Origin of the sequence: Seonamhaeicola sp. (assembly GCF_028281565.1) — a bacterium.
Lineage (GTDB): Bacteria > Bacteroidota > Bacteroidia > Flavobacteriales > Flavobacteriaceae > Seonamhaeicola.
In genome coordinates this window covers 78,567-93,168 of the sequence record NZ_JANQJQ010000018.1, presented here as the reverse complement: position 1 = coordinate 93,168, position 14,602 = coordinate 78,567, and the positions used below count along the sequence as shown (strand labels likewise).

The following is a 14,602-nucleotide window of genomic DNA, read 5'->3' as shown; positions in this document are numbered from 1 at the left end:
TTATTTGTATTCAGGTAAATTAAATACCCAGTTCTTTTTTTACAGCATCTAAAATATCGGTGCCTTCTGCTACTATTAGCGTTGCTCTGTCTAAAACATAATCAAATCCTTGCGCTTTAGCAACCGCATTAATGGCTTTCATAGCCTCTTCTTCAACAGGTTTTAAAAGTTCGGCTCTTTTTTCTGCCAGGTTCTTTTGTGCATCTGCCTGGAATTGGGCAATACGTTGTTCAGTTTCTCTCAATTCCAAAATTCTTTTTTGGTTTTCTTCATCGGTTTTTGTGTTTGCCTCTGCTTCATATTGCTTTCTGGTCTTGTCATACTCGGTTACAGATGCCTGATAATCTGTTTGGTAGGTTTTGCCTAAAGCTTCAAGTTCAGCCTGAGCCGATTTAAAACCGGGCATGGCCGCAATTAATTCCTGGGTGTTTATATGTGCAACTTTACTTTGCGCCTGTGAAAAACTAATACTCCCTATGCATACTGCCGTTACTAATAAAATAGTTTTTAAATGTTTCATTTTTAAAATAGTTAAATGTGTTATAAATTATTACTTGTTATTGTTAATACTGTCTCTGGCTTTTTTCTTTTCCTCTAAAGCTTTTTGCCTTTCTTCTAAAATTTTCTTCTTTTTTTCTTCTAAAGCTTTTTTTCTTTCTTCACGTTCTGCTATCTTTTTCTGCCTGTTTTCTTCAATTAGCTGTTCCCTGGTTTTGGTTTCGGTTTTTGCTTCATCATCCTTTTTAACGTCTTCAGTTTTACTCTCTTCAGTATTTTCAGAAGCTTTTTTTCTGGCATCCAGTTTAGCCTGTTTTGCCTTTTCGCGTTCTTCTAATATTTTCTGACGTTTAGCCTCCGCTTCTTTTACTTTAGCTTCACGTTCAGCCAATTTTTTCTTCCTGGCTTCCTCAATAACGCTTTCTCTTTGTTTTTTCTTTTCTTCTAAAGCTCTAGCGCGTTCTTCTTGCTCTAAGTTAACTTCAGGGACCAAGTCTTCCGCCTCCGCAGCTTTACGCTCCGCTTTGGATTGGGCCTGCATTCTTTTAGCGGTTCTGGTAATACTTTTAATGACCATTGCACTTAAATCATAATGTTTTGCTGAAAACAACATGGTGCCGTCAGAAGATTTATCAAAAATAAAATCATATTTCCTGCTTGAGGCAATATCCTGCACTGCTGCAAAAATTTGATCCTGTACCGGTTGCATCAACTGCTTTTGCTGTATAAACAAATCACCGTTAGGGCCAAAGCGTTTTTGCTGATAATCCAATATTTCTTTTTCTTCAAAATAGATATCCTCTTCACGTTCCTCAATAAGTTCCTTGGTTAAAAGTGCTTTTTCATTGCTTAAGTCCTTGCGCTTTTGCTCAATACCACTCAGCTTAACTTCAATTTCATTTTTCCATTTATCGGCTTTTTGATTTAATTGAGCAACCGCTTCCTGGTATTCCGGAACATTTTCTAAAATATATTCAGTATCAATATAAGCAACTCTAACCCCGCGTTGCGCATGCGCAGATAGGCTTAGTAAAACTAATGTCAGTAAAAAAAGAACCTTGTTTTGCATCCTGTTTATATTTTATAATTTATTGACTTACAAATTCTAAAAATTAGAATTAGGTTTTCAAAATTAACGAATTTTAAGCTTAAAAATTTTAATTCTTATACAAAACATCAAACAGTTATTAGAAAATATCGTGCCAAAATAAATCCGGGTCTAAAATTGCTGCCCTATTATGAAGTGGGTTTCCCATCCGTGTTTACCCGTTTCGCCAAGTGCAGGGTCAAATCCGTGACCAAAATCTATACCTAATAAACCAAAGGCAGGCATAAAGATCCTAACACCAAAACCAGCTGAACGCTTCACATTAAACGGATTGAAATCTCTAAAGTTATTATACGAATTACCGGCTTCTAAAAAGGTCAGACCATAAATTTTTGCAGAAGCTTTTAATGTAATAGGATAACGCAACTCTAAAGAGTATTTGTTATAGATAGTACCACCATCCTGCGTTGACAAGGACTGATTTGGATATCCCCGTAATTGAATGGCTTCCCTGCCATCTAAACTATATTGTCCTAAACCATCACCTCCAACAAAATACCTTTCAAAAGGAATAATACCTCTGTAATTATTATAAGCGCCTAAGAAACCAAATTCAACTAAAGGCCTTAAAACCAGGTTTTTGGTAATTTCATTATACCATTCCCCTTTAAAGCTTACTTTATAAAACTCTAACCATTTATATTTCTCCTGGTCTATTTCTGAAATTCTATCAGAAGCATTAGTTCTTTCCAGGTCCGTACTGTTAACATTGGTCAAAATGCCCTGATTTTGATCGCGTTCTGCCTGCAAAGCTTCATAATCTACACCATTAACTAAGGAGTAGGGGAATGTAAACTTGGCGGTAGCGGAAAAACTGGAACCGCCAGTAGGGAAAATAGGGTCAAACCTTGTATTGTTTCTGCTTAGACCAATGGTATAAGACAAGTTGTTTGAATACCCGTCTCCAAATGTAAATAAGCCCGTGTTATAATTATTCAGATCATAACGCTGATAACTAATGGCATTTGAAAGTGTAAAATACTCATCCGGTACGGATAGACGCTTTGCTAAACCAAAAGTAATACCTGTAATGTTAAAACTTCTGCTTTTATCAGCCCTTCTGTTTACAAAATCATATAAGAACTGTTTGGTATGCGATAATGACGTAGAGAATTGAACGGGTTTTTTACCGCCTAACCAGGGTTCGGAAAACTGAAAACTATAGGTTTGAAAAAAACGACTGGCTTGCAATCGCAAGGCTAAACGTTGTCCGTCACCCATAGGGATAGGTTTGTAAGCTTCTTTTTTAAAGATGTCTTTCATTGAAAAGTTATTGAAAGATAATCCAAGCGTACCAATAAAACCGCCACCACCGTAACCACCTTGCAATTCTATTTGACTGGAACCGGTTTCTTTAACGGAGTATTCCATGTCAATGGTGCCTTCCACCGGATTCGGGTTATTAAAATTTGGCGAAATTTCCTGGGCATCAAAGAACCCTAATTGTCCCAGCTCTCTAACGGTTCTAACTACATCAGATTTATCATATAATTGTCCCGGACGTGTTCTAAGTGCCCTGTAAATAACATGGTCATTGGTTTTATCATTACCTACCACAGAAACACTATTAAAATAAGCCGGCTTTCCTTCGGTTATTCTGATTTCCATGTCAATAACATTGTCATCGGCACTTACTTCAACCTGACGAATGCTGGAAAACAAATACCCGTTATTTTGATATAAGTTAGTAAGGTCATTGCCATCAGGTTTTGAGTTATCAGCTATTCGTTTTTGCAATAACACACCATTGTAGGTGTCACCTTTTTCAATACGAAGCAGGTTGTGCAATTGCTGATCCGTATAAACGGTATTACCAATAAATTTAATATCACCAAACGTGTAAAGTTCCCCTTCGTTTACATCAATTTTAAGGGAAATGGTTTTATCATCGTTATAAATGATACTATCGGATATAATACGGGCATCTCTGTAACCATTCTCTTTAAATTTATCTACTACACTGGATAAATCTGCCTGATAAGCTGAATCAACAAACTTAGAACGTTTTAAAATACGTAAGCGGTTAATTTTTTTGGTGCTTTTCATGGCTTTTCTAAGCTTTTTATCACTTACAGCATTGTTGCCACTAAACTCAATGTCTTTAATTTTTACTTTTTCGCCTTTGTCAATGTTCAGTACCATATTAACACGGGCCGTTTCAACAGAATCTTTGATTTCAATCGTGTTAATATGAACTTTGGTGTTTAAAAAACCGTCTTTTTTATATTTGTTGGTTAAAAAGTTTTTGGTAGTAGTTATAAGGTTTTCGGTTACTTTAGTGCCTTTTTTAAGTTTGTTGTCTTCTATAATGCCGGCAACTTTACTTTTTTTAACACCATTAACTTTTAACTCGTTAAGCTGCGGTAAATCTGCTAACCTGATTTCCAGATAAGCCGTACTGTTTTCAATGTTGGTTACATAAACTTCAATATTGTTAAACAGTTTGGTACCCCAAAGTTTTTTAATAGCATTACCAATTTCTTCACCGGGAATATTGATCTCTTGTCCTTTTCTTAAGCCAGAAAAATTAATGATGACCTGCTCGCCAAAGCTGGTATTCCCTAAAACCGAAATACCACCGATGGTATATTTTTTGCTAGCATTATACGATAGGTCTTGCGCTTGAAGATTAAAGCAGCTTACGGTAAAAAGTAAGATTGCCAAACAGAGCTTTATATAGGTTTTAAAAGGTAAAATGTTAGTTAAGTTGTTCACTTGTTTTCCCAAATCGTCTCTCTCTTTTTTGATATTCAATAATAGCTTCATACAAATGCTCCTCAGCAAAATCCGGCCAAAGCACATTGGTAAAATACAATTCTGCATATGCTATTTGCCAAAGCAAAAAATTACTGATGCGCTGCTCTCCGCTGGTTCTGATAAGCAGATCTACATCCGGTAAATTTTGCGTGTAAAGATGCTCATTTATAATGGATTCATCAATATTACCGGGCGAAATTATATTATTTTTAACTTTAATACTAATCTCTTTAACAGTATTTAGTAATTCTTCCCTGGAACCGTAGCTTAGCGCTAAGGTTAAAGTCATTCTACTGTTGGATTTTGTTTTATCCATAACCTCTGAAAGTTCTTTAAAAACCTTGGCAGGTAATAGTTTGAGGTTACCGATGGCCGCTAATTTTATATTGTTATCCTGAAGCGTTTTTATTTCTTTTCGCAATGAAGATATCAGAAGCTTCATTAAGGTTTGAACTTCTAATTTTGGTCTGTTCCAGTTTTCGGTTGAAAAGGCGTAAAGTGTTAAATTTTTAACACCCAATTCAGCACAGGTTTCAACAGTTTTTCTAACAGCTTTAGCACCGTTTTCATGACCAAAAGCCCGCATCATGCCTTTTTGTTTGGCCCAACGTCCGTTACCATCCATGATGATGGCAATATGTTCGGGAAGTTTTTTGCTTAATATGCGTTCTTTTAAATCCATTTTTAATTCACACAGTAACACGGGTTTTCACCAAAGGTATAGGTTAATGTTATACCTGAGAATACATACCAGTCGTTATTATTTATATTGCCAAACCTGTAAGATTGTAAATTCGGGTTATCGGGCAAGCTTCCATCTAAGCCATCAGAGAACGTATAGCGTGCTCCAACTTCAATACCAAACACTATATTATCAATAAAAGTAGCTTTATAACCCAAGGTCATTGGTATTCCGAAGGCCCAACTTGAGGTGTTTTCAGATACCTGAGCACCGTTTAAAAAGTAATGATTATCGTGTTTGGCAGTAGTTATTCCGGTGTGTAAATAAGGCGTGCCAATTTTTCTTTGGGAATGTAAATTGAAGTCTTTAAAAGTAAACTCCATGCCTAAGGAGAATTCAGTAATATTGGTTGAAAACTCATAACCTCTTTGAATACGCCTGGGGTCATCCGAATTAGTGTCTATGCCTTCCAGTTTACTAAAAATCAAGGATGCTCTATACGAGTGCCTCCTGCTTCTGTTCCATTTATAAATAGCGCCAATTGCTAATTGATCCGGTGAAATGTAATTGGTGGCTCCAACATCGCCAATAAAATTACTGCCACCGGCATATATGCCAATTTCATTGATTTGCGAATAGCTAAAATGGATGCTTAAAATACTTAATACTAATACGGTTAAATGCCTCATAGAGATTCAAAAGTTTGCAAATATAATAAATAAGATCAGCCAAATGTAATTTGAACTAAATTGTATTAGTGTAAAACAGTATTTCCGGTAATTTATTGTAAAATACGGGTGTATACCAATACAAATATCAAACCAATCAACTAAATTCGTTTCTATTTAATCTAAAGAAAACATAATTCAAATTTATTGTTAATCATTTTAATACTTATTTGGTATTAATTGCGCTTGTCTTCACCCCAAAGTAATTTTTTACGAAGCGTGATCAAAAAACTCTCATCCAGCAGGTCAATCATCTTAATTTTGAAATCGGCTTTTTTAATTTTTATTATAGTACCATTATCAAGTGTTGCAATTCTGGAATCTAACGACACTAAATGTTGTTCTTCTCTGCCATATACTTTAAGTTGAATTTCGGTTGTATCCGAAATCACCAATGGCCTGGCGCTTAAATTATGGGGCGCAATAGGTGTTAAAACAAAACCATTAGTATCAGGGGCCATGACAGGGCCGCCGCAACTTAAAGAATACCCCGTAGAGCCTGTTGGCGTTGAAATGATTAAACCGTCACTCCAATAAGATGTTAAATATTCACCATTTAACAGGGTTTCAACAGTGATCATGGACGTTGTATTCTTTCTGCTGATACCTACTTCATTTAAAGCAAAATTCAAGGAAGCTATTTCTTCGTTTTCAGGGCTTGTTTCCACTGATAATAAACTGCGTTCCGATATTTTATATTTACCGTCAATTATATTTTGTAAAGCTTGTTCTATAGCATCTACCTGAATGGTTGCCAAAAAACCTAAACGACCCGTATTAAGACCAATAATAGGGATGTCAATGTCTTTTACAAAGGTAATAGCCCTTAAAATAGTACCATCACCTCCAACACTGATAAGGAAATCAAAAGAAGTATCTAAAGTGTCAAAGGTTTTAAACGAAATATAATCTTGAAAATTTGGGGATTCCTTTTTTATAATATTAAAAAATTCGGTTTCAATATAGGCGTCCATATCCTTTTTTAACAAGTAGCTAAACAAAGTTTCAACAGAAGTTGTTGTTGTTTTGTTATAAAATCTTCCAAAGATGGCAACTTTCATTTCTTTAATTGTTTTAAACCTTTACGGGCTTACATATTTAAATACTTATTTAAATAATCGGACCGGTCCTTTAAACTTTCAATATAAGTGTCTTCTTCATGACCGGAAGCTATATTGTAACTGTACCTGCGGAATGTTTGAATGATGTCGTTTAAACTGGTATTCCCTATTTTCAGGGTTACCTGTACCACATCGTTCTTTATTTTCGATACAAAAGCGCCTAATAATTTTGCGTTATTGGATTCTACAATCTGGCTGATTTCACTAAACGAATAATCGTTGATACCTTTTTCAACTACTAAGACGGCTCCCGCTACATGAAAGAAAGGCGACTCATTAAAAAGGCTAATGATATCGTTTAGTTCATAATACCCTAAATAATTATTCTTTTCATCTAAAACAGGCATGATATTAGATGAATTTTTGGCAAAAGCTTCTAGAACATCCAGCCAAAGGGTGTTGTCTCTAACGTAAAAATCTTCAATGGCATAAAGGTATTCACTAACGGGTTTGTTACTATCAAAGCAATGCACATCCGTTTCAAAAAGAACACCTATAAAAACGCCATTTAAATCTTTAACAGGGATATGTGAATAGGTGAGTTGGTTAAACAGTACTTGCAGGTCTGATACACTACTTGTGCTTTCAACCGGTTTTATGTCGTTTATAATGTAATCCCGTAATTTCATGGTGTTATCAAATACCTATGCAAATTAATTAAAAAAATAGCATTTAAGCCTTTTCCGGTTTGTATTTTTCTTCAGTAAAAAATAAAACTTGGTTTCACCTCCGAAGTCACTTCGTTAATCCCACGTTTTTAAATGAAAAAATTCACATACTTTTGTCATTTAAAAAATGATTCATGACCAAGTTAAGTGTAAATATTAATAAGATTGCTACTTTAAGAAATTCACGAGGTGGCGATGTGCCCAATGTGGTTCAATTTGCAAAGGATGTACAACGGTTTGGAGCAGAGGGTGTCACCATTCATCCCAGGCCGGATGAGCGCCATATTCGTTATCAGGACGCACGTGACCTAAAATCTGAAGTTTACACGGAATATAATATTGAGGGTAACCCGATACCATCGTTTATAGACCTGGTTTTAAGTGTGAAACCAACTCAGGTTACCTTAGTGCCGGATGCCGAGGACGTCATTACCAGTAATGCCGGTTGGGATACTGTTAAACATAGAGATTTTTTAGTTGATGTGATTAAGGAGTTCCGGCAACATGGTATTCGTACGTCTATTTTTGTAGATCCGGTCTTGAAACAAATTGAAGGTGCCAAAGCAACAGGAACCGATAGAATAGAGTTGTACACGGAATCTTTTGCACACCAATATGGTTTGGGGAATAAAGAAGCTGTAAAACCATATGCTGCGTGTGCTGAGCTGGCAAATACCCTGGGTTTAGGTGTTAATGCCGGGCATGACTTGTCATTAGACAATATCCGGTTTTTTAAAGACAATATTCCTGGGCTTTTAGAAGTATCCATTGGGCATGCGTTGGTGGCCGAAAGTTTGTATCTGGGAGTTGAGAACGTGATCCAGATGTACTTAGGGAAACTAAGTTAGTGGCAGTATTCAGTATACAGTATTCAGTATGCAGTGCTCAGTAGGCAGTAGAGGAATTGAGCTTAACAAATCTAAAATCGTAATTCGTAAATCTGGAATATGATATTACATTCAAACATAATAGGAGAAGGACAACCCTTCGTGATTCTTCATGGGTTTTTAGGTATGAGTGATAACTGGAAAACACTTGGGCGACAGTTCAGCGAACAAGGGTTTCAGGTGCATTTGGTTGATCAGCGTAATCACGGACGTAGCTTTTGGGCTGATAATTTCAGCTATGAAATTCTTGCCGAGGATTTAAAAAACTATTGTGATGCCCATAGCTTGAGAGATATTATTATCCTGGGGCACTCTATGGGAGGAAAAACGGCTATGTTGTTTTCTGCGTTATATCCTGAGTTGGTTTCCAGGTTATTGGTAGCTGATATTTCGCCTCGATTCTATCCGGTGCATCACGATACTATTTTAGAAGGTTTAAGTGCTCTTAATTTTGATGAGATCAAAAGCAGAGGACAAGCGGATAAAGTTTTGGGAGACTATGTGCCCGATTTTGGTACGCGTCAATTTTTACTCAAAAACCTGTATTGGGTTGAAAAAGGCAAATTAGGCTTACGAATAAACCTGGAGGTTTTAAAAAATGAAGTTTCCGAAATCGGGGAACCTTTACCATCTTATTTACGATTTGAAAAAGAGACTTTGTTCTTAAAAGGCGATAGATCAGAATATATTGGTACGGAAGATGAAAATTTAATTTTGAATCAATTTCCAAAAGCGGACATGGTGACTATAGCCAATTCCGGGCACTGGTTACATGCCGAAAACCCTAAAGACTTTTTTGAGGCGGTTATAAAGTTTGTCTTATATATATGAAAAAGACTCAGCTACTAAGAAACTTATGGTACGGTTTGACTTCAAACCAAAGGTTTTTGATCAGAAGGTTGTATTACCTGCCTCAGGATGTGTTTGATAAGCTTGCGGGCAGAACTCATAAATATGTGCCTCCTAGGGGGCTTATATATACAGGGTCTGCTATAAGTGCTAAGCGTTATTTAAGACAAGGAGAACTGCAATTACAACTTTTAAAAGAAGAAATAGACTTAAAACCTTCAGATAAAATATTGGATATAGGTAGCGGCGTTGGCAGGACTGCTATTGCTTTAACGTCTTATTTAGATAAAACCGGTAGTTATGATGGTTTTGATGTTGTAAAAAAAGGAGTAGATTGGTGTAATTCCGGTATAGGAAATGACTTTTCCAATTTTAACTTTAAGTACGTGCCCTTATTTAATGATTTGTATAACACCTCAAAAAATAGTTCACTGGATTTTGAATTTCCATACGAAGAAAAAACGTTTACTAAGATTTTTACATTTTCTGTTTTTACACATATGCCATTAGATGAAATTCAACATTATTTTTCGCAAATGCGAAGCGTGCTGACTGACGACGGATTGTGTTTTTCAACATTTTTTTTATATGATTCTAATGATGAAGATTATGTGGCCACCAGGAAAGATTTTAATTTTCCAATTAAAGGAGAGGATGGTTTTAGGCTTATGAGTGAGAATGTAAAGTCGGGTAACATAGCCATTCATAAAGCTAAGCTTGATGAGATGTTGAAAAGATCAAATCTAAAAAAAGTAAAAGTAATTGATGGTTTTTGGAAAGATGACGTGCGAGATGCATCAAAGAAAGAGTATCAAGACATCGTTGTATTTAAGAAAGCCTAGTATAAACTATGTCTCCAAGGTGAAATCATAACCATTGCTTGTATATTGATTGCAAATAGGACATCTACAAGTTTTTTCAAGGCGGTTATAACCTTTGTAAATTGATATTTTGTAACTTGTAACTATCAAATTTATTCAAATGAAACTCTTAATCAAACTTTTGCTGAATGCACTGGCAGTATTTGTAATAGCTCATGTGTTGAACGGCGTTCATGTTGATGGTTATCTTACGGCATTAGTTGTCGCTGTGGTTTTATCAGTCCTAAACCTGTTTGTAAAACCGGTTTTGGTCATTTTTACGTTGCCTATTACCATTGTAACATTGGGCTTATTCCTTTTGGTTATCAATGCATTAATTATCCTGCTGGCAGATAAATTAATAGACGGTTTTTCAGTAAGCAGTATCTGGACGGCCATTCTGTTCAGTATTCTGCTTTCAGTGTTACAATCTATACTTCATTCGCTTTTAAAAGAAGAGAAAAAATAGCTTATACCGGTTGCCATTTGAGATTACTGTAAAAGAAAATGATGATTTTTTTCTTTAATACAAATTAAAAAATAAAGCATAGCCTTAGTTACGGTTTCTTTTTTTAATGAAGAAGAAAGGGAAAAAGGGCGTTTTATTGCATTAATTTCAAAGGGTAAATGGTATTAAAATCAGCTTGTTAAAAACTTTGTTGGGATGTAAAAATGTATTACTTTTGCATCCCAATTTTAGTCGCAAAAAATGCTTTGAGGTTTGGTCTCAAAGTTTCGATTGAAATTGTCATTCCCATGAAAGTGGGAATCCATAAAAACTGTTAATTGCCTAAGGGCTATATATCATTTTAAAAATGAACATTACAAGAGAAAACGTTGATGCATTAAATGCGGTAGTAAAAGTGGATATTGCTAAAGAAGATTATAGCGATAAAGTTGAAAAGATCTTATCAGACTATCGTAAAACAGCTAATATTCCTGGATTCAGAAAGGGGCATGTGCCCATGGGCATGGTAAAAAGACAATATGGAAAAGCTGTATTGGTAGATGAGGTAAATAAATTACTGCAAGATGCTTTAAATAAATATTTAACAGAAGAAAAGTTAGATGTTTTAGGGCAACCATTACCAAGGCCACAAGATGACATTGATTGGGATGCAGACGGATTTACTTTTGAATTTGAATTAGGTTTGGCACCGGAATTTGAAGTGAAACTAAAAGGAAAAAAAGCTATTACGCAATACAACATTATTGCAGATGATAAAATGATTGATGAGCAAATAGAACGTATTCAAAAACAATACGGGAAATTAGTCTCTCAGGATGCTGTTGAAAAAGACAGTGAAATCACAGGTGCTTTTAAGAATGAAGAAAAAGAGATAGATAACACGGTAACGATCACACTGGATAAATTTAAAGGTAAAACAACCGAAAAGAAATTTATTGGTGCTAAAGTTGGAGATGTTATCACTCTAAAAACTAAAGGGCTTTACAGTGATGAGCATGAATTAATGCACGCGTTAAAATTAGGACACGATGAGGTGCACGGATTGGATATTGAAGTGACCTTTACGGTTTCTGAGATAAACAAACGTGAGTTGGCAGATCTTGACCAGGAATTGTTTGATAAATTGTTTGGAAAGGATACTGTAAAGACCGTTACCGAATTAAAAGCTAAAATAAAAGAAGATGCCGAAAAGCAATTTGTTCAGCAGGCAGATCAGAAGCTTTTAAATGATGTTACCGAGTATTTAGTTGAAAGCACGACATTCGATTTACCTGCTGAGTTCTTAACAAAATGGATGGCAACGGCCGGCGAAAAAGAATTAGACGAAGCGCAAGCCAAAGAAGAATATGAAAAGTCCGAAAAAAGCCTGCGTTATCAACTAATTGAAGGTAAACTCATTGAAGAGAATGATATCAAAGTAACCATGGATGATATTAAAAATCATGCCAGGGACATGATCAGGGGTCAAATGGCTCAGTTTGGTCAAATGAACCCTTCAGATAAAGAATTAGATGATATTGCAGCGAGAGTATTATCAAACCAGGATGAAGCGCGTCGTATTTCCGAGCAATTGATCAGCCAAAAACTATTAGAACTTTACAAAGAAAAAGCGAATCTTAAAGTTAAAGAATTAAGTTACGAAAACTTTGTTAAAGAAGTGTATGGCGACAAATAATTAAGAGAATAATTCATTATATTTAGGCGCTTAAACCAACAGGTTTAAGCGCCTTTTTGTTCAAAAAGATATCTTTTTGAAACAGATTTTTATTTTATCTTGATGTATATCAGGAGTTTAATCATAATAAAGTATTAAAACAACTATGGATTACGCAAAAGAGTTTGAGAAATTCGCTATAAAAGACCAGGGCATTAGCAGTACGTACTATAACAAAATAATTAGTAGTATGTATCCCACTAACTTAACGCCAAATATCATTGAGGAACGCCAAATGAACATTGCTATTTTCGACGTGTTTTCTCGTTTAATGATGGATAGAATTATTTTTATGGGCACGGCTATCAATGACCAGGTGGCTAATATTATTCAGGCTCAGTTATTGTTTTTAGAAAGTACAGATCCCAGCAAAGACATTCAAATTTACATTAACTCGCCTGGGGGAAGTGTGTATGCCGGTTTGGGAATTTATGATACCATGCAGTTTATAAAACCGGATGTAGCCACTATTTGTACAGGTATGGCAGCTTCTATGGGAGCCGTATTACTATGTGCCGGTGAAAAAGGAAAACGTAGTGGATTAACACATTCCAGGGTAATGATCCACCAACCTTTAGGCGGGGCTCAGGGGCAGGCCAGTGATATTGAGATCACAGCCAGAGAGATTTTAATTTTAAAAGAAGAGCTCTATAAAATAATTAGTAAGCATACCGGACAGGAGTACGACAAAATCTACGAAGATAGTGATAGAGATTACTGGATGAAAGCCGATAAAGCCAAAGAATATGGTATGATTGACGAGATTTTATCCAGAGATTAAATAAAAATTCGTAATTTTAATTAATTGTTATAAAGGGATTTACAATTAATTGTTCTCAAAAACTGAATTAGATTAATGGCAAAAGAAGAATTAGAATGTTCGTTTTGTGGTAGAAAAAAACCTGAAACTAACTTGTTAATAGCGGGTTTAGATGCTCATATTTGTGACAGATGTATTGAGCAGGCACATGGTATTGTACTTGAAGAGTCTAAGCAAAGCGACAGCAGCGATTTATCGGCTGAATTAAAGCTTCGTAAACCACAGCAAATTAAAGCATTTTTAGATGAGTATATTATTGGTCAGGGCGTGACTAAAAAGGTAATGTCCGTGGCGGTTTATAATCATTATAAACGTTTGCTACAACCACTGTCTCAGGATGATATTGATATTCAAAAAAGTAATATCATTATGGTTGGGCAAACAGGAACGGGAAAAACCTTAATGGCTAAAACCATTGCCAGGATGTTAAACGTTCCGTTGGCCATTGTTGATGCTACTGTTTTAACCGAAGCCGGTTATGTAGGTGAAGATGTAGAAAGTATTTTAACACGTTTGCTACAAGCTGCTGACTATAACCTGGAGAAAGCTGAAAAAGGTATTGTTTTTATAGACGAAATAGACAAGATTGCCCGTAAGAGTGATAACCCGTCCATTACCAGGGATGTTTCCGGTGAAGGTGTGCAACAGGCACTTCTTAAACTTTTGGAAGGAACGGTTGTAAATGTACCACCTAAAGGCGGAAGAAAACACCCCGACCAAAAATTCATAGAAGTTAATACGGAGAATATTTTATTCATTGCAGGCGGCGCATTTGACGGTATTGAACGTGTAATTACCAAGCGTTTAAATATGCAGGCGGTTGGGTATAGTGCTTCAAAATCTGATGAGGTGATAGACCAGGATAATTTATTGCAATATATCATTCCGAAAGACCTGAAAGACTTTGGCCTGATTCCTGAAATTATAGGGCGTTTACCGGTATTAACGCATATGGACCCATTGGATGCCAATACGTTAAGGGCCATTTTGACAGAGCCTAAAAATGCCATCATCAAACAATACAAAAAGTTGTTTGCTATGGATGACATTGAGTTTACCATCACTGACGGTGCGTTGGAGTTTATTGTTAATAAAGCCATCGAATATAAATTAGGGGCCAGGGGCTTACGCTCGCTTTGTGAAGAAATTTTAACAGATGCTATGTTTGAGTTACCCAGTTCCGATGAAAAGAAACTTAATGTTACTAAAACATATGCAGAAGATAAATTAACTAAAACAACTTTAAAGAAATTAAAAGCAGTTTCTTAAGAGAAGATTTAAAAGTTTAGACATAAAAAAACCACGCTTTATAAAGCGTGGTTTTTTATTTTTTATGGATGTTAATTAATAATAAACATTATGGATTAGTTCTTGTTCCTTGTTTAAAACAGTTTAAAAGTATACTTATTTATTAAGGCTCCCAAACGTTTTTCCTGCTTTT

14 protein-coding genes are annotated in these 14,602 nt (G+C 35.6%); 7 read left to right on the top strand and 7 right to left on the bottom strand.

The genetic code is table 11. The features are described from left to right. Nucleotides 1-19 precede the first annotated feature (19 nt). From Q0983_RS09340 to Q0983_RS09310, 7 genes are all read right to left on the bottom strand, one after another. Nucleotides 20-520, bottom strand: coding sequence for an OmpH family outer membrane protein (locus Q0983_RS09340; RefSeq protein WP_299551826.1), 501 nt, complete (start codon nucleotides 518-520; stop codon nucleotides 20-22). Between the two features lie 30 nt (nucleotides 521-550). Then, nucleotides 551-1,567, bottom strand: a complete 1,017-nt coding sequence (locus Q0983_RS09335) for an OmpH family outer membrane protein (protein ID WP_299551823.1) — start codon at nucleotides 1,565-1,567, stop codon at nucleotides 551-553. A gap of 150 nt (nucleotides 1,568-1,717) precedes the next feature. Beyond that, nucleotides 1,718-4,372, bottom strand: coding sequence for a POTRA domain-containing protein (locus tag Q0983_RS09330; RefSeq protein WP_299551821.1), 2,655 nt, complete (start codon nucleotides 4,370-4,372; stop codon nucleotides 1,718-1,720). Then, nucleotides 4,305-5,045 carry an isoprenyl transferase gene (locus Q0983_RS09325; RefSeq protein WP_299551818.1) on the bottom strand — a complete coding sequence of 247 codons (741 nt, stop codon included), beginning with the start codon at nucleotides 5,043-5,045 and terminating at the stop codon, nucleotides 4,305-4,307. The genes Q0983_RS09330 and Q0983_RS09325 overlap by 68 nt, the downstream gene beginning before the upstream one ends. Before the next feature lie 2 nt (nucleotides 5,046-5,047). Beyond that, nucleotides 5,048-5,734, bottom strand: a complete 687-nt coding sequence (locus Q0983_RS09320) for a DUF6089 family protein (RefSeq protein WP_299551815.1) — start codon at nucleotides 5,732-5,734, stop codon at nucleotides 5,048-5,050. Nucleotides 5,735-5,949: 215 nt separating this feature from the next. Continuing rightward, nucleotides 5,950-6,834, bottom strand: a complete 885-nt coding sequence (locus tag Q0983_RS09315; RefSeq protein WP_299551811.1) for an NAD kinase — start codon at nucleotides 6,832-6,834, stop codon at nucleotides 5,950-5,952. A gap of 29 nt (nucleotides 6,835-6,863) precedes the next feature. Continuing rightward, a complete protein-coding gene (locus tag Q0983_RS09310; RefSeq protein ID WP_299551808.1) occupies nucleotides 6,864-7,523 on the bottom strand; it encodes a CBS domain-containing protein in 660 nt (219 codons plus the stop codon). Nucleotides 7,524-7,696: 173 nt separating this feature from the next. On the opposite strand from Q0983_RS09310, the gene Q0983_RS09305 reads away from it, so the two are divergent. The 7 genes from Q0983_RS09305 (at nucleotide 7,697) to clpX (ending at nucleotide 14,430) form a co-directional block, all read left to right on the top strand. Further along, complete coding sequence (locus tag Q0983_RS09305) at nucleotides 7,697-8,410, top strand: pyridoxine 5'-phosphate synthase (protein ID WP_299551806.1); 714 nt, start codon at nucleotides 7,697-7,699, stop codon at nucleotides 8,408-8,410. A 99-nt stretch (nucleotides 8,411-8,509) separates the two neighbouring features. Further along, a complete protein-coding gene (locus Q0983_RS09300; RefSeq protein WP_299551803.1) occupies nucleotides 8,510-9,280 on the top strand; it encodes an alpha/beta fold hydrolase in 771 nt (256 codons plus the stop codon). After that, the gene (locus Q0983_RS09295) at nucleotides 9,277-10,140 is read left to right on the top strand and encodes a class I SAM-dependent methyltransferase (RefSeq protein ID WP_299551800.1); all 864 of its coding nucleotides are present in this window, start codon (nucleotides 9,277-9,279) and stop codon (nucleotides 10,138-10,140) included. The genes Q0983_RS09300 and Q0983_RS09295 overlap by 4 nt, the downstream gene beginning before the upstream one ends. Nucleotides 10,141-10,279: 139 nt before the next feature. Continuing rightward, nucleotides 10,280-10,627 (top strand): phage holin family protein, encoded by a 348-nt coding sequence (locus tag Q0983_RS09290; protein WP_299551797.1) that lies wholly within the window; start codon nucleotides 10,280-10,282, stop codon nucleotides 10,625-10,627. 346 nt (nucleotides 10,628-10,973) lie between these two features. After that, nucleotides 10,974-12,302 (top strand): trigger factor, encoded by a 1,329-nt coding sequence (gene tig, locus Q0983_RS09285; RefSeq protein ID WP_299551794.1) that lies wholly within the window; start codon nucleotides 10,974-10,976, stop codon nucleotides 12,300-12,302. Between the two features lie 145 nt (nucleotides 12,303-12,447). Then, on the top strand, nucleotides 12,448-13,122 hold the full coding sequence (gene clpP / locus Q0983_RS09280; protein ID WP_299551791.1) for an ATP-dependent Clp endopeptidase proteolytic subunit ClpP: 675 nt from the start codon (nucleotides 12,448-12,450) through the stop codon (nucleotides 13,120-13,122). 75 nt (nucleotides 13,123-13,197) lie between these two features. After that, nucleotides 13,198-14,430, top strand: a complete 1,233-nt coding sequence (clpX, locus tag Q0983_RS09275) for an ATP-dependent Clp protease ATP-binding subunit ClpX (protein WP_299551788.1) — start codon at nucleotides 13,198-13,200, stop codon at nucleotides 14,428-14,430. The last annotated feature ends 172 nt before the right edge of the window (nucleotides 14,431-14,602 follow it).

Bases quoted from the DNA above. Each gene is read 5' to 3' on its own strand.
- Q0983_RS09340 (WP_299551826.1), bottom strand. From the start codon at position 520: ATGAAACATTTAAAAACTATTTTATTAGTAACGGCAGTATGCATAGGG.
- Q0983_RS09335 (WP_299551823.1), bottom strand. From the start codon at position 1,567: ATGCAAAACAAGGTTCTTTTTTTACTGACATTAGTTTTACTAAGCCTA.
- Q0983_RS09330 (WP_299551821.1), bottom strand. From the start codon at position 4,372: ATGAAGCTATTATTGAATATCAAAAAAGAGAGAGACGATTTGGGAAAA.
- Q0983_RS09325 (WP_299551818.1), bottom strand. From the start codon at position 5,045: ATGGATTTAAAAGAACGCATATTAAGCAAAAAACTTCCCGAACATATT.
- Q0983_RS09320 (WP_299551815.1), bottom strand. From the start codon at position 5,734: ATGAGGCATTTAACCGTATTAGTATTAAGTATTTTAAGCATCCATTTT.
- Q0983_RS09315 (WP_299551811.1), bottom strand. From the start codon at position 6,834: ATGAAAGTTGCCATCTTTGGAAGATTTTATAACAAAACAACAACAACT.
- Q0983_RS09310 (WP_299551808.1), bottom strand. From the start codon at position 7,523: ATGAAATTACGGGATTACATTATAAACGACATAAAACCGGTTGAAAGC.
- Q0983_RS09305 (WP_299551806.1), top strand. From the start codon at position 7,697: ATGACCAAGTTAAGTGTAAATATTAATAAGATTGCTACTTTAAGAAAT.
- Q0983_RS09300 (WP_299551803.1), top strand. From the start codon at position 8,510: ATGATATTACATTCAAACATAATAGGAGAAGGACAACCCTTCGTGATT.
- Q0983_RS09295 (WP_299551800.1), top strand. From the start codon at position 9,277: ATGAAAAAGACTCAGCTACTAAGAAACTTATGGTACGGTTTGACTTCA.
- Q0983_RS09290 (WP_299551797.1), top strand. From the start codon at position 10,280: ATGAAACTCTTAATCAAACTTTTGCTGAATGCACTGGCAGTATTTGTA.
- tig (WP_299551794.1), top strand. From the start codon at position 10,974: ATGAACATTACAAGAGAAAACGTTGATGCATTAAATGCGGTAGTAAAA.
- clpP (WP_299551791.1), top strand. From the start codon at position 12,448: ATGGATTACGCAAAAGAGTTTGAGAAATTCGCTATAAAAGACCAGGGC.
- clpX (WP_299551788.1), top strand. From the start codon at position 13,198: ATGGCAAAAGAAGAATTAGAATGTTCGTTTTGTGGTAGAAAAAAACCT.